This is a genomic window from Seonamhaeicola sp. ABD4_175 (assembly GCF_056160885.1).
Genome location: NZ_JBSWYC010000002.1, coordinates 95,165 through 118,702 on the forward strand (window position 1 = coordinate 95,165; position 23,538 = coordinate 118,702).

The 23,538-nt window shown below is 32.4% G+C and carries 19 protein-coding genes; 7 read left to right on the forward strand and 12 right to left on the reverse strand.

Annotation, left to right across the window (positions count from 1 at the left end; translation table 11 throughout):
• Positions 1-41: 41 nt before the first annotated feature.
• Positions 42-3,506 carry a methylmalonyl-CoA mutase family protein gene (locus ACXAG4_RS06785; RefSeq protein WP_475295330.1) on the reverse strand — a complete coding sequence of 1,155 codons (3,465 nt, stop codon included), beginning with the start codon at positions 3,504-3,506 and terminating at the stop codon, positions 42-44.
• Positions 3,507-3,654: 148 nt separating this feature from the next.
• Between ACXAG4_RS06785 and purU the strand changes: the two genes are divergently transcribed.
• Together purU and ACXAG4_RS06795 are read left to right on the forward strand one after the other, a co-directional pair.
• Positions 3,655-4,509: a formyltetrahydrofolate deformylase gene (gene purU, locus ACXAG4_RS06790; RefSeq protein ID WP_475295331.1), complete on the forward strand. Its 855-nt coding sequence runs from the start codon at positions 3,655-3,657 to the stop codon at positions 4,507-4,509.
• A gap of 113 nt (positions 4,510-4,622) precedes the next feature.
• Positions 4,623-5,720, forward strand: coding sequence for an OmpA family protein (locus ACXAG4_RS06795; RefSeq protein ID WP_475295332.1), 1,098 nt, complete (start codon positions 4,623-4,625; stop codon positions 5,718-5,720).
• 37 nt (positions 5,721-5,757) lie between these two features.
• Here the strand turns inward: ACXAG4_RS06795 and ACXAG4_RS06800 are convergent, their stop codons facing one another.
• Positions 5,758-6,879 (reverse strand): TlpA family protein disulfide reductase, encoded by a 1,122-nt coding sequence (locus ACXAG4_RS06800; protein ID WP_475295333.1) that lies wholly within the window; start codon positions 6,877-6,879, stop codon positions 5,758-5,760.
• Positions 6,880-7,124: 245 nt separating this feature from the next.
• Here ACXAG4_RS06800 and ACXAG4_RS06805 point away from each other — a divergent pair, with 245 nt between their 5' ends.
• The 3 genes from ACXAG4_RS06805 (at position 7,125) to ACXAG4_RS06815 (ending at position 8,412) form a co-directional block, all read left to right on the forward strand.
• Positions 7,125-7,829 carry a DUF4197 domain-containing protein gene (locus ACXAG4_RS06805; RefSeq protein ID WP_475295334.1) on the forward strand — a complete coding sequence of 235 codons (705 nt, stop codon included), beginning with the start codon at positions 7,125-7,127 and terminating at the stop codon, positions 7,827-7,829.
• 159 nt (positions 7,830-7,988) lie between these two features.
• The gene (locus ACXAG4_RS06810) at positions 7,989-8,183 is read left to right on the forward strand and encodes a Lacal_2735 family protein (protein ID WP_475295335.1); all 195 of its coding nucleotides are present in this window, start codon (positions 7,989-7,991) and stop codon (positions 8,181-8,183) included.
• A gap of 82 nt (positions 8,184-8,265) precedes the next feature.
• Entirely contained in the window at positions 8,266-8,412 is a 147-nt protein-coding gene (locus ACXAG4_RS06815; RefSeq protein WP_186826888.1) for a hypothetical protein, read from the forward strand.
• On the opposite strand, the gene ACXAG4_RS06820 is transcribed toward ACXAG4_RS06815, so the two are convergent.
• From ACXAG4_RS06820 to ACXAG4_RS06850, 7 genes are all read right to left on the reverse strand, one after another.
• Positions 8,387-9,172, reverse strand: coding sequence for an ABC transporter substrate-binding protein (locus ACXAG4_RS06820; protein WP_475295336.1), 786 nt, complete (start codon positions 9,170-9,172; stop codon positions 8,387-8,389). The two genes, ACXAG4_RS06815 and ACXAG4_RS06820, sit on opposite strands and share 26 nt — an antisense overlap.
• Before the next feature lie 61 nt (positions 9,173-9,233).
• Complete coding sequence (gene pyrF, locus ACXAG4_RS06825) at positions 9,234-10,055, reverse strand: orotidine-5'-phosphate decarboxylase (RefSeq protein ID WP_475295337.1); 822 nt, start codon at positions 10,053-10,055, stop codon at positions 9,234-9,236.
• A gap of 63 nt (positions 10,056-10,118) precedes the next feature.
• A complete protein-coding gene (gene prfA, locus ACXAG4_RS06830; RefSeq protein WP_475295338.1) occupies positions 10,119-11,195 on the reverse strand; it encodes a peptide chain release factor 1 in 1,077 nt (358 codons plus the stop codon).
• A 484-nt stretch (positions 11,196-11,679) separates the two neighbouring features.
• Positions 11,680-14,241 carry an adenosylcobalamin-dependent ribonucleoside-diphosphate reductase gene (locus ACXAG4_RS06835; RefSeq protein ID WP_475295339.1) on the reverse strand — a complete coding sequence of 854 codons (2,562 nt, stop codon included), beginning with the start codon at positions 14,239-14,241 and terminating at the stop codon, positions 11,680-11,682.
• Between the two features lie 196 nt (positions 14,242-14,437).
• On the reverse strand, positions 14,438-15,397 hold the full coding sequence (locus tag ACXAG4_RS06840) for a DUF3078 domain-containing protein (RefSeq protein ID WP_475295340.1): 960 nt from the start codon (positions 15,395-15,397) through the stop codon (positions 14,438-14,440).
• Positions 15,398-15,472: 75 nt separating this feature from the next.
• Entirely contained in the window at positions 15,473-16,651 is a 1,179-nt protein-coding gene (locus tag ACXAG4_RS06845) for an AIR synthase related protein (RefSeq protein ID WP_475295341.1), read from the reverse strand.
• An 82-nt stretch (positions 16,652-16,733) separates the two neighbouring features.
• Complete coding sequence (locus tag ACXAG4_RS06850; RefSeq protein ID WP_475295342.1) at positions 16,734-18,920, reverse strand: glutamine synthetase III family protein; 2,187 nt, start codon at positions 18,918-18,920, stop codon at positions 16,734-16,736.
• A 251-nt stretch (positions 18,921-19,171) separates the two neighbouring features.
• On the opposite strand from ACXAG4_RS06850, the gene ACXAG4_RS06855 reads away from it, so the two are divergent.
• Positions 19,172-20,194: a glutamine synthetase beta-grasp domain-containing protein gene (locus ACXAG4_RS06855; protein WP_475295343.1), complete on the forward strand. Its 1,023-nt coding sequence runs from the start codon at positions 19,172-19,174 to the stop codon at positions 20,192-20,194.
• Positions 20,195-20,288: 94 nt separating this feature from the next.
• On the opposite strand, the gene ACXAG4_RS06860 is transcribed toward ACXAG4_RS06855, so the two are convergent.
• Positions 20,289-21,233, reverse strand: coding sequence for a calcium/sodium antiporter (locus tag ACXAG4_RS06860; protein ID WP_475295344.1), 945 nt, complete (start codon positions 21,231-21,233; stop codon positions 20,289-20,291).
• Between the two features lie 518 nt (positions 21,234-21,751).
• Here ACXAG4_RS06860 and ACXAG4_RS06865 point away from each other — a divergent pair.
• Positions 21,752-21,904: an SsrA-binding protein gene (locus tag ACXAG4_RS06865; protein WP_475295345.1), complete on the forward strand. Its 153-nt coding sequence runs from the start codon at positions 21,752-21,754 to the stop codon at positions 21,902-21,904.
• Here ACXAG4_RS06865 and ACXAG4_RS06870 read toward each other — a convergent pair.
• Positions 21,901-22,515, reverse strand: a complete 615-nt coding sequence (locus tag ACXAG4_RS06870) for a nucleotidyltransferase family protein (protein WP_475295346.1) — start codon at positions 22,513-22,515, stop codon at positions 21,901-21,903. The genes ACXAG4_RS06865 and ACXAG4_RS06870 overlap by 4 nt on opposite strands.
• Positions 22,496-23,518 carry an XdhC family protein gene (locus tag ACXAG4_RS06875; protein WP_475295347.1) on the reverse strand — a complete coding sequence of 341 codons (1,023 nt, stop codon included), beginning with the start codon at positions 23,516-23,518 and terminating at the stop codon, positions 22,496-22,498. Before ACXAG4_RS06875 ends, ACXAG4_RS06870 begins: the two co-directional genes overlap by 20 nt.
• Positions 23,519-23,538 lie beyond the last annotated feature (20 nt).

Below are 23,538 nucleotides of genomic sequence, written 5' to 3' on the forward strand. Positions count from 1 at the left end.
ATTCACACACTTTTTGAAAACATCTAAAAGTGGTTCTATGCTTACATATTGCGCCTATACTGCCCGCCAACCTCAAACAGGGCATTTGTTATTTGCCCAAGTGAACATACTTTACATACTTCCATAAGTTCATTAAAAATGTTTTCATTATTTATGGCTGCATTTTGAAGCTTTTTTAACAACGCCTCAGTATCATTTGTTTTATGAAGATTTTCTAATGTTTTAATTTGAAATTGCTTTTCGTCTTCGGTTGCTCTAATAACTTCGGCAGGCAATATAGTTGGAGACCCTTTACTACTTAAAAAAGTGTTTACGCCAATTATTGGGAACTTGCCATTGTGTTTTAGGGTTTCATAATACAAACTTTCTTCTTGAATTTTACTGCGTTGATACATGGTTTCCATGGCGCCTAAAACACCTCCACGCTCTGTAATTCTATCAAATTCTTGTAATACGGCTTCTTCAACCAAATCTGTTAATTCTTCTATTATAAACGCGCCTTGTGTAGGGTTTTCGTTTTTAGCCAACCCTAATTCTTTATTAATTATTAATTGAATAGCCATGGCACGACGAACAGATTCTTCGGTTGGCGTGGTTATGGCCTCATCATAAGCATTGGTATGCAATGAGTTACAGTTATCATAAATAGCATAAAGCGCTTGCAATGTGGTTCTAATATCATTAAAATCTATTTCTTGCGCATGTAAACTTCTACCCGATGTTTGAATATGATATTTTAACATTTGTGCTCGCTCATTAGCGCCATATTTATCTTTCATGGCTTTGGCCCAAATACGTCTTGCCACACGCCCAATTACGGCATATTCGGGATCTAATCCGTTGGAAAAGAAAAACGATAAATTAGGTCCAAATTTATTTATATCCATGCCTCTACTTAAGTAATATTCTACATAGGTAAAACCATTAGAAAGCGTTAAAGCCAGTTGTGTTATTGGGTTTGCACCAGCCTCGGCAATATGATACCCAGAAATTGACACCGAATAAAAATTACGCACATTATTATTAATGAAATATTCTTGCACATCGCCCATTAAACGCAATGCAAATTCTGTTGAAAAAATACAGGTGTTTTGCGCTTGGTCTTCTTTTAAAATATCGGCTTGTACAGTACCACGAACCTGTGCAATGGTATCTCTTTTAATATTTTCATAAACATCTTTTGGCAACACTTTATTACCTGTAACGCCCAACAACATTAAACCTAAGCCATCATTACCTTCTGGTAAATCTCCATTATATTTAGGTCTTTCTTTACCTTTATACATGGCGGTTATTTTAGCTTCAACTTCAGCTTCTAAATTATTTTCTTTTATATAAATTTCGCATTGTTGGTCTATGGCTGCATTCATAAAAAAACCAAGCAACATAGGTGCTGGCCCATTAATAGTCATACTTACCGAGGTTTTTACATGGGCTAAATTAAAACCAGAATAGAGTTTTTTAGCATCATCTAAACAGCAAATACTTACACCGGCGTTACCTATTTTACCGTAAATATCGGGTCTGTAATCTGGGTCGTTTCCGTAAAGTGTTACGCTATCAAAAGCAGTTGATAATCGTTTAGCAGGCATGCCTTTACTTACGTAGTGAAATCTTCTGTTTGTGCGTTCAGGCCCACCTTCACCAGCAAACATTCTTGCAGGATCTTCGCCTACTCTTTTAAACGGATACAACCCTGATGTAAAAGGAAATTGCCCTGGTACGTTTTCTTGTAAAATCCATTGTAACAAATCTCCCCAAGCGGTGTATTTTGGCAATGCAACTTTAGGTATTTGAAGATGCGATAACGACTCTGAATGTGTTTCAATTTTTAATTCTTTATCACGAACCTTAAATGTATAAACTGGCGCTTTGTATTTTTCTACTTTCAATTGCCAATTGATAATTAACTCCCAATTTTGTGGTGTTAAATTCATTTTTACGCGGTCAAACTCTTTAAACAGAAGTTTTAAGAGTTGAAATGTATTGCTGGTTATGTCTTCTTCAGTAGAAATACTATTTTCATTTTTAGTAATGCGAAGAATTTCATCCTGATTTATTCCATTGTTATTTAAAATTGATTTTTCATTGACATTTGAAATTTCAGCAACAGAACAAATTGTTTGGTAAATACCGTACAGCTTTTGGGCAATACCGGCTTGTTCTTGTCCTTTTTTATTGTAATTGCGATTGTTTTCTGAAATTTCAGAAAGATAACGTATTCTTGACGGCGGAATGATAAAAAGCTTTTCACTTAAATGATGCGTTAATTTGAAAGACGACTTAAAATTTGCACCTGTTTTTTCAACCAAAGCATCAATAACCGCTTTGTATAATCGGTTCATTCCAGGATCATTAAATTGTGATGCAATAGTGCCGTAAACTGGGAGTTCATCTTCTTCAGCATCCCATAAATTATGGTTTCGTACGTATTGTTTTTTCACATCACGCAGGGCATCTAAAGCACCTCGTTTATCAAATTTATTGACAGCTACAATATTGGCAAAATCTAGCATATCAATTTTTTCAAGCTGTGTGGCTGCACCAAACTCAGGCGTCATTACATACATTGGCACATTGCAATGCTCAACAATTTCAGAGCCCGATTGCCCAATACCCGATGTTTCTAAAATAATTAAATCGAAATTGGAAGCTTTTAAAACCTGTATAGCTTCATCAATATGTTTTGATAGTGAAAGGTTAGATTGACGTGTTGCCAAACTACGCATGTACACCCGAGAATTGTTAATAGCATTCATTCTAATTCTATCACCTAAAAGGGCGCCGCCAGTTTTTCGTTTTGAAGGATCAACAGAAATAATACCAATGGTTTTTTTAGGAAAATCAATTAAAAAACGCCTTACTAATTCATCTACTAATGATGATTTTCCGGCGCCGCCTGTTCCTGTAATTCCTAAAACAGGGGTATTTGAATTTTCTTTATTTATAATTTGAAGCTGTTTTTTTGCAACATCAGGAAAATTTTCGATAGCTGAAATTATTCTAGCAATAGCGCCATGGTTTTGTGCCTTAAGCAACTCAACTTCATTTGTTAATACATTACCAATGGCAAAATCTGATGTTTTAACTAAATTATTAATCATTCCTTGCAACCCCATAGCTCTACCATCATCAGGCGAATAAATTCTTGCAATGCCGTAATGCATTAAATCTTTAATTTCACTTGGTAGAATAACACCGCCGCCGCCGCCAAAAATTTTAATGTGTCCTGCTCCTTTTTCCTGCAATAAATCATACATATATTTAAAATACTCATTATGTCCGCCTTGATATGAGGTTAAACATATAGCATTTACATCTTCTTGAATTGCAGTATTTACAACCTCTTCAACACTTCTATCATGCCCTAAATGAATAACTTCAACGCCCGTAGCCTGAATTATTCTGCGCATTATATTTATAGCAGCATCATGTCCGTCAAATAAAGACGCAGCAGTTACAACTCTAATATTATGTTTTGGTTTATATATATTGGTTTCACTCATTTTTAAAGAAATATCATTTTTACGCTTGCAATTTACGAAATATTCAAAAATACAACCTAATTATAAATTATTTTCAAAAAATATAATTTTAAATAGCATTAGTTCAATTTTAATATAATTTTACTGGCGTTTATATATTTTATGCCTTATGAATAAGATTACCATTTTAATACACTGTAATGATAAACCTAACATTATAGCATCAGTTACCAATTTTATTGCTCAACAAAACGGAAATATTGTTTATATAGACCAACATGTTGATAGAGAGCAGAATATATTTTTTATGCGCTTGGAAAGTGAATTTGCTTCTGAAGCTTTTTCTACTGATGCTTTTAAGGACGCTTTTAAAGGTGTTCTAGCCGATAATTTTGATATGAAATGGCGCATTTATTCTTCTGAAAAGAAACCAAAAATGGCTCTGTTTATTTCAAAATATGATCATTGTTTATATGATCTATTAGGCAGATACAATGCAGGTGAACTTAATTTAGAAATTCCGTTTATAATTAGTAATCATAATACACTAAAAACCATTGCCGATAATTTTAATATTCCTTTTTACCATATTCCGGTAACTAAAGACACCAAAGCTAAAGCCGAAGATGAACAATTAAAATTATTAGAAGAGCATAAAATAGATTTTATTGTGTTGGCACGCTACATGCAAATAGTTTCACCTAAACTAATTAATAAATACACCAACAAAATTATAAACATACATCACTCTTTCTTACCAGCTTTTGTTGGTGCAAAACCATATCACTCAGCATACAAACGTGGTGTTAAAATTATTGGTGCCACCAGCCATTATGTTACTGAAGAGCTTGATGCTGGCCCAATTATAGAGCAAGATGTTACACGTGTTACACATGCACATTCTATACCAGATTTGATTGCTAAAGGCCGTGATTTAGAAAAAATAGTTTTAGCAAATGCAGTAAAATTACATGCCGACAGGAAAGTAATGGTTTACAATAATAAAACCGTAATTTTTTCTTAACAATAAAATTATTACAAAAATAACCTTAAGATTTAGTTAATGTAATGTGACTTTATTATTTTGTGTGTGTCTAACAAGCAAGAAAATTAAAACCATTAACTAAATTTTTTTTTATGAAATCAAATTTTATTTTATGCCTAACTTTACTTTTAGGTTTCGGATTCTCACAAGCTCAAAACTTACCAGCAAACCCAGAGCCTGGTAAATGTTATGTTAAATGTATTACTAAAGATGAATTTAAAACAATAGAAGAAACTATTGAAGTTTATCCTGCTTACACAACTTTAGAAGTTGTTCCTGCAACATACAAAACTGTAGAAGAGCGTGTTTTAGTAAAAGAAGCTACTAAAAAGTTTGTGTATGTTCCTGCTACTTATGAAACTATTGATGTTTCTTACATTAAAAAAGAAGGCAGAAGTGACATTACAATTAATCCTGCTACTTTTGGTAAAAGCTCTAGAACTTTTGAAACATATCCAAAAACTTCTGGATGGGAATACAAAGAAACTGTTTGTAGCTCTCCAAACAAAGAAGATTGTGTTGTAGCATGTTTTGTTGAATACCCAGCGCAATACAGAGATGTAAGCTACACTACTTTAGCTACTGATGCTAATACTAACAATGTGCCTGTTTCTGAGATTCCTTCAACTTACAAAAAGCAAGTTATTAAAACACCTGCTAGAATGGAAGAGCAAGTAATTCCTGCACAATATGCTACTATTAAAAAACAAGTTGTTGATAAGCCTGCTTACACAAAAAGCGTAACTGTACCTGCTAAAACACAAACTGTTACAAGAACTGTATTAGCTAAAAAAGGTGGTATTACTACATGGGAAGAAGTTGATTGTGGTTTATTAGATGCTAACGTATTACCTATTTTTTATGAGTTAGGTAGCGCTAGAATTACACCAGCTTCTAAAAAAGTAATTGATGATACTTTATTACCATTATTAAACAATAAGCCTGTAAGCATTGAGTTAATGTCTCATACAGATTCTAGAGGAAACGATGATTACAACATGTCTTTATCTCAACAAAGAGCTAACTCTGTTGTAAACTACTTAGTTTCTAAAGGTATTTCTAGAAATAGATTAATTGCTAAAGGATATGGTGAAACTAGATTAGTAAACAGATGTTCTAACGGTGTTGATTGTTCTGAAGGTGAGCACAAGAAAAACAGACGTACTGAATTTAGAGTAATTAGCAACTAATAATTACCGCTAAATAATAATAAAAAAAGCACCTTTTTTAAGGTGCTTTTTTTATTATTAAATATTTTTCAAGTGGGGTTTTTGCTTTTTCTAGTTTAATACCATAATTGTCTGATAGGTTAGAAACCATTAAATCATAAAACTTATAATGAATATCCCAATCATGTAAACGTTCATTATTATTTGCTTTATTATTTTTTACAACCACCGGACTCTCTAAAACTTTACTTAACATATAAACCATATCTTTTACTGATACATTATCGGCTTTAATATCAGAATCGCCAATTAAAAAACGCTCTGGGTTATCCTCCCAATTAATTTGAAACGTATCCCATAAAGTTGATGCATTCATATCTAAAACATAACTATCGGTTAAAACAGTTTGTGTTTTCAATTTCATTTTAAGCTTTTTTAAAAATGTATCAGGAAAATTTCTATAGTGCTTAGAGTCTTTTTTCAAATACAATTTATAATATTTATTATCTGCCGGATCAACGTTTACTTGATTTATATTAACCTTCCAACCATAAGCCAAAATAGCATTTAAACGCCCCTGTAGCTCAACATAAGTATGCTTATTTATTATTTGAAAATCTTCGGTTTCAATTACATCAGTTTCTTCGATTTCAATATCTTGCCTTGGCGAATAACTTTCAGCTACTGTATTTTCAGAAATTACAACTTCAAAAACATCAGAAAAAGCACGTTTATTTACACTATTATTTACAAAACCCTGTAATGTGTGGGCCTTTAAATTTGCTGGATGCCCTTCCCAAAGTTTATTACCATTAGCATCAAACAAAACGCCATAAGGTAAGCTTTGTACGTTGTTGTTTTTAAAGGTTTCACCATTATAATCAATAGCCGTAGTTAATGCTAAATTATGCTTAGTTAAGAAGTTTGAAACTATTGCCGCATTTTCTTGTGATAGAGACACAATATGCAAATCATTTGGATGTTGCTTTTGTAAAACCGTTAAGTACTTTGAAGCGCTAATACAGGGTGCGCACCAAGTAGCCCAAAAATCTATAAAATATAATTTGCTTTCATTAGTGTTAACAATTTCAGACTGTTTTATAACTTCTGAAATTCTTATTTGCCCATAAGACAAGAAGTTAAAAATTATAAAACAAACTAATAAAAGTATTTTTTTCATTCTCATGTTTAAATTCATTTATACAATTATAACAAATATCATGCTAAAAAATTATAATTCAAGTTAATAAAACTATTAATGTGACAAATTAGAAAAATTAGTGTCTTAATAAATGTTAAGTATTTATGATTTTAAAAGTGATGTTTTTTTTTGAAGTACGGCATCATATCATCTCCCTAAGGCATCATTCTCTCAGATGCCTTTTATATTTAATATTTTTTAACTTTACACTTAAAATAGAAAACATGATAAAAAAGTTAATTACCCTATTATTAATTTGTAGTCTTACTTCATGCGCAGAGTTGCAACAAGTAGTTAATCAACTGCCGCAAAGTGGCGGTATAACAAACACCGACATTGCTGCTGGTTTAAGGCAAGCTTTAGATTTTGGTATAGATAAGCAAGTAACTAAACTTACCCAAAAAGATGGCTTTTATAAAAACGAATTAGTTAAAATACTTTTACCCCAAGAGCTACAAAAAGTAGATAAAACCCTAAGAGGTATTGGCTTAAGCAAATTAGCCGATGAAGGTTTAAAAGTATTAAATAGAGCTGCCGAAGATGCAGTTAACGAAGCAACACCTATTTTTATTGATGCTGTTAAAGGCATTACCTTTGCCGATGCCAAAAATATATTATTAGGTAATGATAATGCTGCTACACAATATTTAACAAGCAAAACACAAACGGCGTTATATGACAGATTTAACCCGGTAATAAAAAACTCATTTTCTAAAGTGGGCGCAGATGATATTTGGAAAAATTTAATAACCAAATACAACGCCTTACCGCTAACTAATAATGTAAACCCAGACTTAACAGATTATGTTTCAAACGAAGCCTTAAAAGGTGTTTATACCATGATTGCTGTTGAAGAAAAAGAAATTAGAAACAAAGTAAATTCAAGAACTACAGATTTACTAAAAAAAGTATTTGCCTTACAAGATTAATACTTAAATAGACTTATTTATAATAAAAATCTGAATGGTTCATCTGTTCAGATTTTTTTCTTTTAAACCCAAGCATTTAAAACCTATAAATTTAAACATAAATAAATTTGAATACTTCAATAAAAAACGTATATTTAATTTCTTCTTATTCAATAAATTATGGATAGATTAATATTGATAACGCACAAAAAAAACGCCCTAAACCGGCGCTATAAAGAACTTGTTGAAGAAGCCTATAATTTTAGGCAAACAGATTCTGCGTTAAGTGATATTTCTGAATACCGCGCCATAAAACTACTTGATAAAATTAACAAGCTTAAATATTTATCTAGAGATATTGCTAAACCAGCTTAAAAACTTTAGTAATTCTTTAACTTTTTTCTTACATCTAAATTACATGTATTATCGTACTTTATGGTGTAAAAAAGAGAACGTTATGAACAAGCATTTTTGTAGAGTTGGTAAAATTAAGCCTAATTTAAACAAAGTTATTAGTTTAAAAGAAATTGAAAGAACCATTGCTAATTTTGTTGATGATATTAGCAAAGTTGAATTTACTAAAGATTTAAACGAAGCGCTTTAAAATAAGCAAATACTTTTATTAGCCTAGAGCCATACCAAGAAAACATTTCACCGTCTACCAAAATTATTTTTGCGTTAGGAAAAAATGTTTTCAAGTCTTTTTTATGCTTTTCATTAAACGGAAAAGGCTCGCTTGATAGCATAACTAAATCAATTTCCAAATTTACTTGCAATGTAATTTCTGGGTATCTGCTTTGGTTTTTGTAATAATTATTAAAACCATTAATAGCTAATAAATAATTTATAAATGTATTATTTGCAGCTACCATCCAAGGGTTTTTCCAAATAAAATAGGCTACATTAAACTGCTTTTTATTTTTAATAAAATGCTCAAAACCTTTTTGTTGTATTTTTATTTCATTACAAATACGTACTGCGTCTTCTTCAACATTAAATAAAGTACCGTATTGTTTTATAAGTTGTAAACTGTCTTGTATTGTATAAATATCTGATACGTGTACGGTACAAAAAGCTTCACAAGCTTCAACTATTTCTTTTGTGTTTTCTTCTTTATTACAAAGAATAATATTGGGCTTTAATACTTTTATTTTTTCAATATGTATTTGCTTTGTACCACCAACTACAGCTGCATTAGTTTTTATAAAATGCGGATGTACGCAAAACTTTGTAACCCCAATTATTGAAGATTCTAAACCCAAATCGCACAATAATTCTGTTTGACTTGGCACTAAAGAAATTATACGATTTGGTGTTTCTTCAAAAGCAATAATTCTATTTAGTTGATCTTTAATTTTTAGCATTCTGAAGAAAACATTTTACTTTCAGTACTCTTACAAAGCGATTACAATAGCTTTATTGCTTTTAAGAAATACGAGTCAACTCAATTTCCATTTGCTGCTGAAGTTCTTTAGCTTTATTTGCTGCTGCTTGAGCAAAATCTTCATTATTTGAAGCATAAATAATACCGCGCGATGAATTTATTAACAAGCCTATGTTAGCACTCATGCCGTATTTACAAACATCTTGCAAGTTTCCGCCTTGTGCACCTACACCTGGTACTAATAAAAAACTGTTTGGAATAATGCTTCTTATATCTGCCAAATACTCTGCCTTAGTAGCACCTACTACATACATAAGGTTTTCAGAATTACACCATGTTTTTGATGTTTCTAACACTTTTTTATAAAGCTCTTTACCATCAACCGTTTTTGTTTGAAAATCAAAGGCGCCTTGGTTTGATGTTAAAGCCAATAAAATGGTATGTTTGTTTTCAAAAGCTAAAAAAGGTTCAACAGAATCTTTTCCCATATATGGTGCCACGGTTACAGAATCAAAAGCTAAATCTTCAAAAAAAGCTTTGGCATACATAGTACTTGTATTACCAATATCACCTCGTTTAGCATCGGCAATGGTAAATATTTCGGGGTAGTTTTTGTTTAGGTAATTAATTGTTTTTTCTAGCGCTTGCCAACCTTTAATACCGTAAGCTTCATAAAACGCCGTATTAGGTTTATAGGCAACGCATAAATGATGTGTAGCATCAATAATAGCTTTATTGAAAGCAAAAATAGGATCGTCTTCTTTTAAAAGATGTTGTGGTATTTTATTTAAATCTACATCTAACCCAATACATAGAAAGGATTGTTTTCTTTTTATTTCTGAAACTAATTGTTGTGTGGTCATTTCTATTTATTTCAAAACAAACATTTATATAAAAAGATTCCCGCTATTGCGGGAATTACAAATTTATATGGTTTCGTCACTAGCTTTTAACTTTTCAGTATTTTCAGCTAGCATAAGTTCATCAATTATTTTTTGAATATCGCCGTTTACAATGTTTTGTAAATCGTAAAGTGTTAAACCAATTCTGTGGTCTGTAACACGCCCTTGCGGATAATTATATGTTCTAATTTTAGCACTTCTATCACCCGATGTTACCATACTACCACGTTTAGCCGCATCTGCTTCTTGCTTTTTTGCTAATTCTAAATCATATAACCTAGAGCGTAATACTTTAAAAGCTTTTTCTTTATTCTTGTGCTGAGATTTTTGGTCTTGACACTGTGCCACTAATCCTGTTGGAATATGCGTTAAACGCACTGCCGAATAGGTAGTATTTACAGATTGCCCACCAGGACCTGAAGAACAAAAATAATCTATACGAACATCTTTAGGGTTAATTTCTACATCAAACTCTTCGGCTTCTGGAAACACCATACAGGTTGCTGCACTGGTATGCACGCGCCCTTGGGTTTCCGTTTGTGGTACACGTTGTACACGGTGTACACCAGCTTCAAACTTTAATGTACCATAAACATCTTCACCTGATACTTCAAACTGTATTTCTTTAAATCCGCCATTGGTACCTTCACTAAAATCTACCGTACTAACATTCCAGCCTCTGCCTTCACAATATTTGGTGTACATTCTAAACAAATCTCCAGCAAAAATACTTGCCTCATCGCCACCTGTACCAGCACGTAACTCTACCACCGCATTTTTAGCATCTTCAGGGTCTTTAGGTATAAGCAATACTCTAATTTCTTCTTCTAATTTTGGTATGCCTTCTTTGGCTTCATCATATTGCATTTTGGCCATTTCAACCATTTCTGCATCACTACCATCAGAAATTATTTCTTCAGCTTCAGCCAAATTATTAGTTAATTCAATGTAAGCTTCACGCTTATCCATTAAAATTCTAAGATCTTTATATTCTCGGTTTAATTCTACATAACGTTTTTGATCTGAGATAATATCTGGTTGAATGATTAAATCACTAACCTCATCAAAACGCTGTTTTACTATTTGTAATTTCTCTAACATCTGCCGCTTTTAATTGGTGACCAAAAATACGATAATTTATCAATTTTATATAAAGCCTTTTAAGCTATTACTATTATTTGGCAGAATATTTTTATTGAAAGCACGTTTATTATACAACTATGCAGCAATTATTTTCAATATTTATATTTTATAAACCATACTTTCTTTGGTCTTTTGCTATTAATGTATTGTTTTCTTTTATGAAAATTGAACCTGTAGCTATTGTTATAACTAAATTGTTTTTAATAGTTTTTTTATGGTATTTTATTACCGAAACTAACGCCCGAAGAAAATTAGTTCTTTATAAAAACCTTGGCATTTCAACTTTTAAATTATTTTCATTTATCTATTTAATAGATGTTTTATTAAGCATCCCTTTTTTAATTATACTTAGTGAGTTTGTATGATTTTTGAGACTAAAGTTTAGGTTATAATCCAAAAAAGGAAGCCATTTCAGCTTCCTTTTTATTACTTTCTTTTAGTTTTATCCACATTTAGAAGAGCCACAATCTTTACAAGTTAAGCAACCTTCTTGGTAAATTAAATTTTCAGAATTACAGTTTGAACACGTTTGCCCTTGGGCTTTTGTACCATCGGCCACATAACGTTTTAAGGCTCTACCAACGCCATTCTTCCATGTGTTTATAGATTCTGTATCTAGCTGCAAACTATTAATTAAATCTACAATTTTGTCTATTGGCATACCATGACGTAAGGTACTTGAAATTAGTTTAGCGTAGTTCCAATATTCTGGGTTAAATTTATGCGATAAACCTTCAATGGTTATTTTATAACCTCGTTTATCTTTATACTGAAAATCATAACGCTTAGAGCCGTCTTCATTTCTATTTTTAATAATTAGCCCATTATTTACCCAACGCGGAATTAAAATACCGTCTTCATCATCAATTAAACCTGTAAAAATCTCGTATGGCTTCCCTTCAATTAAACCAATAAAGGCAATCCATTTTTCTTTATTATTTTGAAAACGAACAACATCGGCTTCTAAGCTTTGTGGTCTTTTTGTTGGAAAAGCTGTTAAAGTGTTATTATCTGTGGTGTCTTCTTCTTTTTTCTCATCATTGGAAATTAAAACACCTGAGCGTGAACCATCTCGATACACTGTAACGCCTTTACAGCCTACTTCCCAAGCTTTTAAATATAGCTCGCCCACCAAATCTTCGTTTACATCGTTTGGTAAATTTATAGTTACACTAATTGAGTGGTCTACCCATTTTTGTATTGCACCTTGCATGCTAACCTTACTCAACCAATCTACATCATTTGAGGTTGCTTTATAATAAGGCGATTGTTTTACTAAAGCATCTAACTCTTCTTGTGTAAAGTTTTTATTGGTATCAATACCGTTTACTTCCATCCATTGCTTGAATCTATGGTGAAATACCACGTATTCTTCCCATGAGTCACCAACTTCATCAACAAAATCTACGCGCACATCTTTATCACCTGGATTTACTTTTCTTCTACGTTTGTAAACAGGTAAAAATATAGGCTCAATACCTGATGTTGTTTGCGTCATTAAACTTGTTGTACCGGTTGGTGCAATGGTTAATAATGCAATATTTCTTCGGCCATATTCTAGCATTTCGTAATATAGTTTGCTATCGGCTTCTTTCAATCTATTAATAAATGGATTTTCTTTTTCTCTTTCAGCATCAAAAACCTTAAAAGCACCACGCTCTTTAGCTAAATAAACCGAAGCTCTGTAGGCTTCAATGGCTATAGTTTTGTGTACTTCTAAAGAAAACGCATTGCCTTTTTCACTACCGTATTGAATACCCAATGCGGCTAACATATCACCTTCTGCAGTTATACCAACACCTGTACGCCTGCCCTCTTCTGCTTTGCGTTTTATATTTAACCAAAGGTTGCGCTCAATAGATTTTACTTCGGCTGTTTCTGGATCTGCATCAATTTTTTCTAGAATATTATCAATTTTTTCTAACTCTAAATCAATAATATCATCCATTATTCTTTGTGCAAACGCTACATGTTTTTTAAATAAATTAAAATTGAAAGATGCCTTTGCTGTAAAAGGGTTTTCAACGTATGAAAACAAATTAATAGCCAACAATCTACAAGAATCATAGGGGCATAATGGAATTTCTCCACATGGGTTTGTTGATACGGTTTTATAGCCTAAATCTGCATAACAATCTGGCACAGATTCATTAATAATGGTATCCCAAAATAAAATACCTGGTTCTGCAGATTTCCATGCGTTATGCACTATTTTCTTCCACAGTTCTTTTGCTTGAATTGTTTTTAAGGCTTTGGGGTTTTTACTGAACACAGGGTATTTTTGCGTATACTCTGCATCATTTTTTACTGCTTTCATGAAAGCATCATCAATTCTCACAGATACATTGGCTCCTGTTACTTTACCTTGCTCTAGTTTTGCGTTTATAAAATCTTCAGAATCTGGGTGATTAATAGATACTGAAAGCATTAAAGCACCTCGCCTACCGTCTTGCGCTACTTCTCTTGTAGAGTTTGAATAACGTTCCATGAAAGGCACAATACCTGTTGATGTTAATGCTGAATTTTTAACGCCCGAACCTTTAGGACGAATATGTGAAAGATCATGCCCAACGCCGCCTCTGCGTTTCATTAATTGCACTTGCTCCTGATCTATTTTCATAATACCACCGTAAGAATCTGAATCGCCCGAATTACCTATAACAAAACAGTTTGATAATGAAGCTATTTGATACGGATTGCCTATTCCAGCCATTGGGCTTCCTTGTGGCACAATGTATTTAAAGTCTTTTATTAAATTAAAAATCTCATCTTCGGTTAACGGATTTTTATATTTTAACTCAATTCTAGCAAGCTCTTTTGCTATACGACGGTGCATATCATTTGGCGTGAGCTCATAAATGTTTCCTTCAGAATCTTTTAAAGCATATTTATTTAGCCACACTCTAGCCGCTAAATCGTCATTTTTAAAATATTTTAATGATGCTTGAAACGCTTGGTCTTGGGTATACGTTTTTGGGGGCGTTTTGGTTAAGTGCTCTTTCATATTTGCTTGAATGTTAAGTAAAGTTTTGTTAAAAAAAAGTAAACTGCAAATATAGCTAAACAGCACAACTTAACACATGATAAAAATCATAAAGCTTACAAGAAAAACAACTTAAATATTTGAATATTAGATAGTTAAAAATTTATTAACACCAAAAAGTTAACAAGTTTTTAAAATTAATTATAGAAAATAGAAATTAAAAATCTACAGCAAAACCAATACCAAGAAACTGTTTCCACTGTACTTTGGCGCCTTCTTCATCAAACTCTCCATCTACATCGGTTTCTTTTAAGGTTTTAACATCATCATCATACCTTAAATGCGATCCTAGTCTGGCGCGTATGTAGTTATTCACTTTAAAATCAAAATCTAATCTCCAATCTACATCAACATTTCCAAAGTTGTGTATATAATCAGTATACAAACTAACTTTATGCTGCATAGTAATATTTTGTGCCACTTCCATTTCGTAGCTATTGGTAATTAAAATACCTAGTTCACGCCTAAATTGTTCACCCGGTACAATTACATTTCCATCTGCATCTAACTCTGCTGGTTCTACTCCAAAGGCACCAGAATTAGCCAAATCTTCATCTAAAACAAAGGTTGCTTTAAGCGTTAATGGCGAAAAATAAGCCGATATTTTATCAATATCTTTTCCATACTCCATTCCGCCACCAAAAAACAAATACCCCGGTGCTAAAAATCTAGAAATAGGATTATTAGTATCTGGATATTTGTAACCATTAGCAAACTGCGTTCTAAAATTTAATCTTGCAGAATAATACCAATGCGAAGACACAGTAGGTTTGTAGCCAATATTTGAGTTTAGCTCAACTAAATCATCGGTTTTTCTTAACTCTCTAGATTGTTGTTTATTAACACCATAACGCATAATAATATTGTTACGCCATGAAAAATATTTATCGCTATAGTTTCTAGTGGCCTCAAAACCTACAAGCCCCGAAATTGAATTGGTACCACCGGCATTCCAGTTTACAAAAGCCACCTCATTTAAGTCTACAGTAGCTTTGTTTTTTCTTACCCACTGTGGGCCATCGTATTTTTTTGGTTTTTCTTTTAAGTACAGAGAATCTGGCTGCGCGTTTGAAAATAAAAAAGACAAACAAAATAGCGCTAAAATGGTGTATCTCATGGCTTTATGTTAGGTTGTTATAAAGTGTTGAATTTATCAACAATCGTTCCATTTTAACAAAACGAAGTAAAAATATTAATAATTAAACTCCCCAAACGCACTTTTTATGGTGAGTTTTTTTTCTTTTGAAGCTTCAACCCTTCCTATAATTTGCGCATCAACATTAAAAGATTTTGATACTTCTATAATGCTTTCAGCTATTTCAGGTTTTACATACAACTCCATACGGTGCCCGCAATTAAACACTTGGTACATTTCTTTCCAATCTGTTTTTGATTGTTCTTGAATAAGTTTGAACAACGGTGGAACTGGAAATAAGTTATCTTTTATAACATGATTTTCATCTATAAAATGAAGTATTTTAGTTTGCGCTCCTCCTGAACAATGCACCATACCATGTACAGTATCACTATTATATTTTGATAAAATTTCTTTAATTATTGGCGCATAAGTTCTTGTTGGAGACAACACCAATTTACCAGCATTTATTGGTGAATTTTCAACGGCATCAGTTAATTTAACAGCTCCAGAATACACTAATTCTTCTGGCACTGAAGCATCAAAACTTTCAGGAAATTTTTCAGCTAAATACTTATTAAAAACATCATGACGGGCAGACGTTAAGCCATTACTACCCATACCGCCATTATATTCTTTTTCATAAGTTGCTTGCCCAAAAGATGCCAAACCAACAATAACATCTCCGGGTTGAATGTTAGCATTATCTATTACATTACTACGTTTCATTCTTGCCGTTACGGTAGAATCTACAATTATGGTTCTTACTAAATCTCCAACATCTGCAGTTTCGCCACCTGTTGAATGAATGGTTACACCAAACGTTTTTAATTCTGAAATTAATTCTTCTGTACCATTTATAATTGCTGAAATAACTTCACCGGGAATTAAGTTTTTGTTTCTACCAATAGTTGATGACAGCATAATATTATCTGTGGCGCCAACGCAAAGTAAATCGTCTATATTCATAATTAAGGCATCTTGTGCAATACCTTTCCATACTGAAACATCGCCCGTTTCTTTCCAATACATATATGCTAATGATGATTTTGTACCAGCACCATCAGCGTGCATTATTAGGCAATAATCTTCATTATTGGTTAAATAATCTGGTACTATTTTACAAAATGCTTTAGGAAATAACCCTTTATCAATATTTTTTATAGCATTGTGTACATCTTCTTTTGATGCTGAAACACCACGTTGTGCATAACGTTTAGAAACTTCTTGACTCATAATGTTGTATTGTGCTGCAAATTTACTTTTTTGAATTAAAAAATCCTGCTTTTTTGAGGCAGGATTTTGTAAGTTTTAAACACTAGCGTGTAAATAACAATTCTCTGTACTTGGTTAATGGCCAAATTTCATCATCAACTAAGAGCTCTAATTTATCACAATGGTAGCGAATATTATCAAATAATGGTTTTACACTGTTGCAATAAGCCATGGCTTTGTCTTCCATTTTTTCAATTTTATTGGCTTCTTTTCTGGCATCAACCATTTTGTTTACGTGGGTATTTATACCTTCTATATGTGCTGAAATTTGTTCTATTAAATTTATTTGTTCTTTAGCCACCGTTTTAAAGCTTTTCTCAAAAATATCTTTTAAACCTTTTACGTTTTCAATTAAAGTATTTTGATATTTTACAGCTGTAGGCACAATGTGGTTTAATGCAATATCACCAAGTACGCGTCCTTCAATTTGAATGTGCTTAATGTAAGCTTCCATTTCAATTTCATAGCGTGCCCTTGTTTCTATTTCACTCATAACATTCATTTCTTTAAACAAATTAATTGTTTGCTTTGAAATTTTTGCTTTTAGGGCTTCGGGTGTGGTTTTATTGTTACTTAATCCGCGCTTTTTTGCCTCGGTTTCCCATGCTTCGCCATAACCATTTCCTTCAAACAAAATGTCTTTGCATGATTTTATGTACTCGCGTAGCACATTAAAAACAGCTTCATCTTTTTTTAAGCCTTTGGTGTCTATAAGTTTATCTACATCAACTTTAAAATCTTTTAATTGTTTTGCTACAATGGTATTTAAAATTGTCATTGGGTTACCACAATTGGCAGTAGATCCTACGGCTCTAAACTCAAATTTATTTCCAGTAAATGCAAATGGCGATGTCCTGTTTCTATCGGTATTATCTAATAAAACATCGGGTATTTTACCAATTACATTTAGTTTAAGTTCTGTTTTTTCTTCGGGTGATAGTTTTCCTTTTGTAACCCCTTCTAAATCTTCTAAAACCTTAGTTAATTGTTGCCCAATAAACACAGACATTATAGCTGGTGGCGCTTCATTACCGCACAACCTATGATCATTACTTGCTGAAGCTACAGATGCTCTTAATAATGCCTCATGCGTGTGTACTGCCTTAATAGTGTTTACAAAAAATGTTAAAAACTGAAGGTTGCTCATAGGTGTTTTTCCTGGAGACAATAAATTTACACCCGTATTTGTTGATAAAGACCAGTTGTTGTGTTTACCTGAGCCATTCATACCTACAAATGGTTTTTCATGCAGTAAAACTTTAAAATTATGACGCGATGCCACACGACCGATGACATCAACCAACAGAGAATTGTGGTCTACCGCTAGGTTAGCTTCTTCAAAAATTGGTGCAATTTCAAATTGGTTTGGTGCTACTTCATTATGTCTTGTTTTAGCTGGTATGCCTAAAAGCATGCATTCGTGTTCTAAATCTCTCATAAAATTTAGAGCACGGTTTGGTATGGCTCCAAAATAATGATCATCTAATTGCTGACCTTTAGCCGAAGAATGCCCTAACAAAGTACGCCCAGTTAAAATAATATCTGGCCTACTAGCTGCTAATAATTTATCTACCAAAAAATATTCTTGCTCCCAACCTAATGAAGCGTATACTTTTTTTACGCTTTTATCAAAATATTTACAAACATCGGTTGCCGCACTATCAACTGCATTTAGCGCTCTTATTAATGGCGTTTTATAATCTAGCGCTTCACCGGTATAAGCTACAAAAATAGTTGGAATACATAATGTTGTACCGTAAACAAATGCTGGTGAAGAAGGATCCCAGGCGGTATAACCTCTGGCTTCAAAAGTATTTCTAATGCCACCACTTGGAAAACTTGATGCGTCTGGTTCTTGTTGAACTAACTGGCCTCCATCAAACTTTTCAATAGCTACACCATCACTAACCGTTTCAAAAAACGCATCGTGCTTTTCAGCGGTAGAACCGGTTAATGGTTGAAACCAATGTGTGTAATGTGTAACACCTTTAGCCAGTGCCCAATCTTTCATAGAAACGGCAACTTGGTCTGCTACATTTCTATTTATTTTTGTTCCATGCTCAACCGCATTCATAACACCTAAAAAGGCATCTTTTGTTAAATATTGACGCATTGTTTGCTCATTAAACACGTTTTCGCCAAAAATTTCAGAACGCTTTTTTTCTTCTTTTACATGAATTGGCTTGCGCGAAAGTGACACTTTTATAGCATGAAATCTTAGTACAGACATTTATTTAGTTTAAGTGGTTTAATTGTTAATGCAAAAATAATGATAGCGAATTAAAGAAAAAAAGAGATTTAATGATTTTGCAATAATTACATAAAATACTTTACATTTTTTAATGTATACCCTAAAAAAATAGGGTATAAATAAAAATAACATAGCCCTTTACTAAAACCACCCTGCAAAATTTAAAGTATCTATATAAAAGTATATATTTGTTGGAAACAATATTAATTACTCATATTAAATAATACATTATGGCAAAAATTAAACTGGAATACATTTGGTTAGATGGCTATAAGCCAACTCAAAATTTGAGAAGTAAAACCAAAGTAGAAGAACATGAAAATTTTCAAGGCACACTTGAAGAATTAAGTAACTGGTCATTTGACGGTTCATCTACAAGACAAGCTGAAGGAGGATCTTCAGATTGTATTTTAAAGCCAGTTGCTATATACCCAGATCCTGAAAGAAGAAATGGTTACTTAGTAATGACTGAAGTATTAAATGCTGATGGTTCGCCACACGAATCTAACGGTAGAGCTACTATTGATGATGATGACAACGATTTCTGGTTTGGTTTTGAGCAAGAGTACTTTATCATGGATACGCATACACAATTACCTTTAGGTTTCCCTATTGGTGGTTACCCTGCTCCACAAGGTATGTACTACTGTTCCGTTGGTGGTAAAAATACACACGGTAGAGATTTAGTTGAAGAGCATGCTGATTTATGTATTGATGCTGGCTTAAACTTTGAAGGTATTAACCAAGAGGTTGCTTGCGGGCAGTGGGAATTCCAATTATTTGCTAAAGGCGCTAAAAAAGCCGGTGATGAAATTTGGATTGCTAGATATTTACTAGACCGTTTAACTGAAAAATATGGCTACTACATTGAGTACCACCCTAAACCATTAGGTAAAGATATGGACTGGAATGGTTCTGGTATGCACGCTAACTTCTCTAACACTACATTAAGAACTTGTGGTTCTAAAGAAGTTTATGAGAAAATTTGTGAAGCATTCCGCCCTGTAGTAAAAGAACACATTGCTGTATATGGTGAGTTTAACGACCAACGTTTAACTGGTGAGCACGAAACACAATCTATTGACGAGTTCTCTTATGGTATTTCAGATCGTGGAGCATCTATTCGTATTCCAATTATCACTGTAGAGAAAGGTTGGAAAGGTTGGTTAGAAGACAGAAGACCAGCTTCAAACGGTGACCCTTACAAAATTGCAGGAAGAATTGTTAAAACTGTAAAATCTGCTAAAGTTTAATTATAAAGATTAAATTTTGTTCATAATAAAAAAGCACTTTCAATTGAAAGTGCTTTTTTAATTTATCTATTCTAATTTATATTATAAAATCCAACTAGTTTCTTGTAAATAATAAAAACATTAGCACACCATAACCAGCTACTAAAAACATACCTTTAAATCTGCTAATTTGCATACGCTTTGGCAAAAATACTAAAGGAATTAATACCGCTGCAAAACCTAACATCCAAAAAATATCATTAGTTAAAATAGTAGGTTCAGTTACAGGTATGGGTTTTATAATTGAAGTTAAACCTAAAACAGAACCAATATTAAATATATTTGAGCCTATTAAATTACCCAAAGAAATAGCTTTTTCTTGTTTAGCTGCTGCAATTACAGAGGCCGCTAATTCTGGCACACTTGTACCAATAGCAATTAAAGATAAACCTATTACACCTTGACTTACTCCTACTGAAACAGCAATTTCCTCTGCGCCTTTTACTAACCACTCACTACCAAAATACAGCGCTGCAGCGCCTATTAATAACCAAATTACTATTTTAAAATTTGATACAATAGCTAGGGCATCATCAACCTCTTCTGTAATTGTGTCTTTTTTTGCACTTCGTATTAAAATAAATAGAAATAAAATCAATCCTAAAAATAGCGCACCACCTTCTATAGCAGACAAAACACTATCGTTTTTTAAAAAAACATACAAAAGCATTGAAAACACCATCATTACAGGCCAATTGAGCTTGTAAAAAGAGGCATCAACAGCAATAGCACCAACCAAAGCCGTTACACCTAATACTAAACCTATGTTAGCTATATTTGATCCTACTACATTATTTATAGCTATTGCTGGAGAACCAGATAATGCTGCATTTAAACTTACAAGTAATTCTGGCGCTGATGTTGCAAATGAAACAACCGTCATACCTATTACCATTTTAGATATGCTAAATTTAAAAGACAATGCTACTGATGATCTAACCAAAAACTCACCACCAACAACTAAAAGAATAAAACCTAATATTACATAAAGAATACTCATAAACATCTATTTTCTGCGAATATAAACCAAAGTAAAAAGTGAAAAGTGAAAAGTGAAAAATTTTTTAACTGTATTAACTCTTAAAAAAACAAAATTTCAAAAAAAACGTATTAACAAAATAAAAAGCCCCTTGATTTTATAAAAACACTCAAAAAAAGCCCCTTAAAAGTTATAATTCATAACAAAAAATACATTTAAAACTTTCATTTAACAACAATTATAAAGCGCTTCACTTAAATCACAAAACCAATTTCTCTTTTTTACTTACAACTCTATATGCAATTTCATCGATTTTAGATAAAATGTTTGGAAGACATATTCCCAATTATATATCTTAAAAAAACATTGATATAAATAAACTTTTTACTAACCCTAAAACCTTTAAAAAATGATGACACTTGCCAAATTTGTAGTTGATTTAGTAACCACAATTATCACTTCAATCTAAATCAATTAAAAATGTAAAGCTTAGTTCTAGAATAAGTTTTACTATTTTTAACCTCACAAAAGGCATTAAAATGAAAAAGCAAGTTTTTAAAGTTTTAGCAAAAGTTAATAAAACTATTTTACCAAGTTATTCTAAAAAAAGATTAGACCTTGCAAAAGCAAACAAACTACAAATGGCTATTATTGGCTGGAAATGGTTTGTTACAAAAAATGCTTTAGATTAATTTTTAAACATAGAATTATAATCTTGTGGTGTATCGATATCTTTTAAAACATTACCTCTATTTGGAGTTACAGAAACCACATTAAAAACATTACTGTTTAACAATTCTTTAGCGCCTTTATCTCCCTTTAATTTTAAAAGAGTTTCAAAACTTTCCTTTGGAAAAATAGCCGGAACACCATTTTTATCTCCATAATTTGAAGCTATAATACTTTTAGTGTTTTCAGTGTAAATATTAATGAGATTATTAATATAAATAGTATCTACAAAAGGTTGGTCGCAAAGCATAATTAAAATGCCGTCTGGTTGTATTTTTAATGTTTCTATAAAATTAATTCCTGAAACAATACTTGTACTTAAACCTTTCTTCCAGTCTGAATTATAAATAAACTCAACTTGCTGGCTTTTAACTGTATTCTTTATTTCAATTGAATTAGCTCCTAAAACACAATACACTTTATGAGCTTTAGACGCTAATGCCTGCGAAACTGCATGTTCTATAAAGGTTGATTTTTTAAAAGAGAGTAATTGCTTCGTTTTTCCCATGCGAGAAGCGGCTCCGGCGGCAAGTATAATTACAGAAATATTCACTTTAGCAGTGCAATTTACCATTAAGTGTTTTTAAAGAAAAAGGTTCTCTATTTCTATTAACTGCTAAAATTTCAGAAAGAATGGATAACGCAATTTCTTCGGGCGTGATAGCACCTATATTTAAACCGGCAGGACTATGAATACTTTCTAAAAAGCTTTCATTTAAATCTTCAATATATTCAAATAACTCATTTTGAAGCTGCTGCCTTCGTTTCACCGAACCTAAAATGCCAATGTAAGTGAGTTTACAGTCTTTCAACTTTAAAAGGTATCGTAAATCTTGGGCATAATTATGCGTCATTAAAACAACCGAACATTCAGCATCTATTTTATCAACAACAAAAGCCTCGGGTGTATTTGCTACTACCTTTTTTGCTCCAGGAAAATCCTTTAGCTCTTTTGGATCACTCATAGAAGTTACCACATCAACCTCCCAACCTAATAATGACGCCATTTTACATAGTTTAACAGCATCATGCTCTCCGCCAATAATTAAGAGTCTAAAGCAAGGTGGTAATGTTTGAGAAAAAACCTTTAATCCTGCTTGTATTTTAGCTACTTTAAAACCTTCAGAAAATGTAAATTCTTTATTATTTTCAAATTTTATTTTTGATCCAAAATAGCCAATAGCATCATCTTCTTTTTTAAAATAAGATTCAATATTGAATGTTTTCCTGTTTTCTATATTTTGAAAAAATGCGGTTTTGAGTTCTTCTGAAACAAAAAAGGTTTCAATTAAAATATATAGTGAACCTTCGCAACCCAACCTGTAACGTCCATCATAAACCATAACTTTAGATACTCTAGTTGAGAATACAGATTGTGCTCTTCTTAACACCTCCTTTTCAACACAACCACCACTTACTGCGCCCTCCATTACACCGTCTTCAGCAATTAGCATTCTAACTCCTGGTTTGCGGTAAGAAGAACCATCTAAATCAACCACCGTTGCCAAAACACTTTGTTTTCCTTTATCCTGATTTTGAAGAGCAGCTTCTATGATTTGCTGTAACTCGTGGGTCATTAATTCTAAGTTTAGTACCT

What these genes read in the sequence shown, in the direction of transcription:
- ACXAG4_RS06785 (WP_475295330.1), bottom strand. Translation starts at nt 3,506, where the DNA reads ATGAGTGAAACCAATATATATAAACCAAAACATAATATTAGAGTTGTA.
- purU (WP_475295331.1), top strand. Translation starts at nt 3,655, where the DNA reads ATGAATAAGATTACCATTTTAATACACTGTAATGATAAACCTAACATT.
- ACXAG4_RS06795 (WP_475295332.1), top strand. Translation starts at nt 4,623, where the DNA reads ATGAAATCAAATTTTATTTTATGCCTAACTTTACTTTTAGGTTTCGGA.
- ACXAG4_RS06800 (WP_475295333.1), bottom strand. Translation starts at nt 6,879, where the DNA reads ATGAAAAAAATACTTTTATTAGTTTGTTTTATAATTTTTAACTTCTTG.
- ACXAG4_RS06805 (WP_475295334.1), top strand. Translation starts at nt 7,125, where the DNA reads ATGATAAAAAAGTTAATTACCCTATTATTAATTTGTAGTCTTACTTCA.
- ACXAG4_RS06810 (WP_475295335.1), top strand. Translation starts at nt 7,989, where the DNA reads ATGGATAGATTAATATTGATAACGCACAAAAAAAACGCCCTAAACCGG.
- ACXAG4_RS06815 (WP_186826888.1), top strand. Translation starts at nt 8,266, where the DNA reads ATGAACAAGCATTTTTGTAGAGTTGGTAAAATTAAGCCTAATTTAAAC.
- ACXAG4_RS06820 (WP_475295336.1), bottom strand. Translation starts at nt 9,172, where the DNA reads ATGCTAAAAATTAAAGATCAACTAAATAGAATTATTGCTTTTGAAGAA.
- pyrF (WP_475295337.1), bottom strand. Translation starts at nt 10,055, where the DNA reads ATGACCACACAACAATTAGTTTCAGAAATAAAAAGAAAACAATCCTTT.
- prfA (WP_475295338.1), bottom strand. Translation starts at nt 11,195, where the DNA reads ATGTTAGAGAAATTACAAATAGTAAAACAGCGTTTTGATGAGGTTAGT.
- ACXAG4_RS06835 (WP_475295339.1), bottom strand. Translation starts at nt 14,241, where the DNA reads ATGAAAGAGCACTTAACCAAAACGCCCCCAAAAACGTATACCCAAGAC.
- ACXAG4_RS06840 (WP_475295340.1), bottom strand. Translation starts at nt 15,397, where the DNA reads ATGAGATACACCATTTTAGCGCTATTTTGTTTGTCTTTTTTATTTTCA.
- ACXAG4_RS06845 (WP_475295341.1), bottom strand. Translation starts at nt 16,651, where the DNA reads ATGAGTCAAGAAGTTTCTAAACGTTATGCACAACGTGGTGTTTCAGCA.
- ACXAG4_RS06850 (WP_475295342.1), bottom strand. Translation starts at nt 18,920, where the DNA reads ATGTCTGTACTAAGATTTCATGCTATAAAAGTGTCACTTTCGCGCAAG.
- ACXAG4_RS06855 (WP_475295343.1), top strand. Translation starts at nt 19,172, where the DNA reads ATGGCAAAAATTAAACTGGAATACATTTGGTTAGATGGCTATAAGCCA.
- ACXAG4_RS06860 (WP_475295344.1), bottom strand. Translation starts at nt 21,233, where the DNA reads ATGAGTATTCTTTATGTAATATTAGGTTTTATTCTTTTAGTTGTTGGT.
- ACXAG4_RS06865 (WP_475295345.1), top strand. Translation starts at nt 21,752, where the DNA reads ATGAAAAAGCAAGTTTTTAAAGTTTTAGCAAAAGTTAATAAAACTATT.
- ACXAG4_RS06870 (WP_475295346.1), bottom strand. Translation starts at nt 22,515, where the DNA reads ATGGTAAATTGCACTGCTAAAGTGAATATTTCTGTAATTATACTTGCC.
- ACXAG4_RS06875 (WP_475295347.1), bottom strand. Translation starts at nt 23,518, where the DNA reads ATGACCCACGAGTTACAGCAAATCATAGAAGCTGCTCTTCAAAATCAG.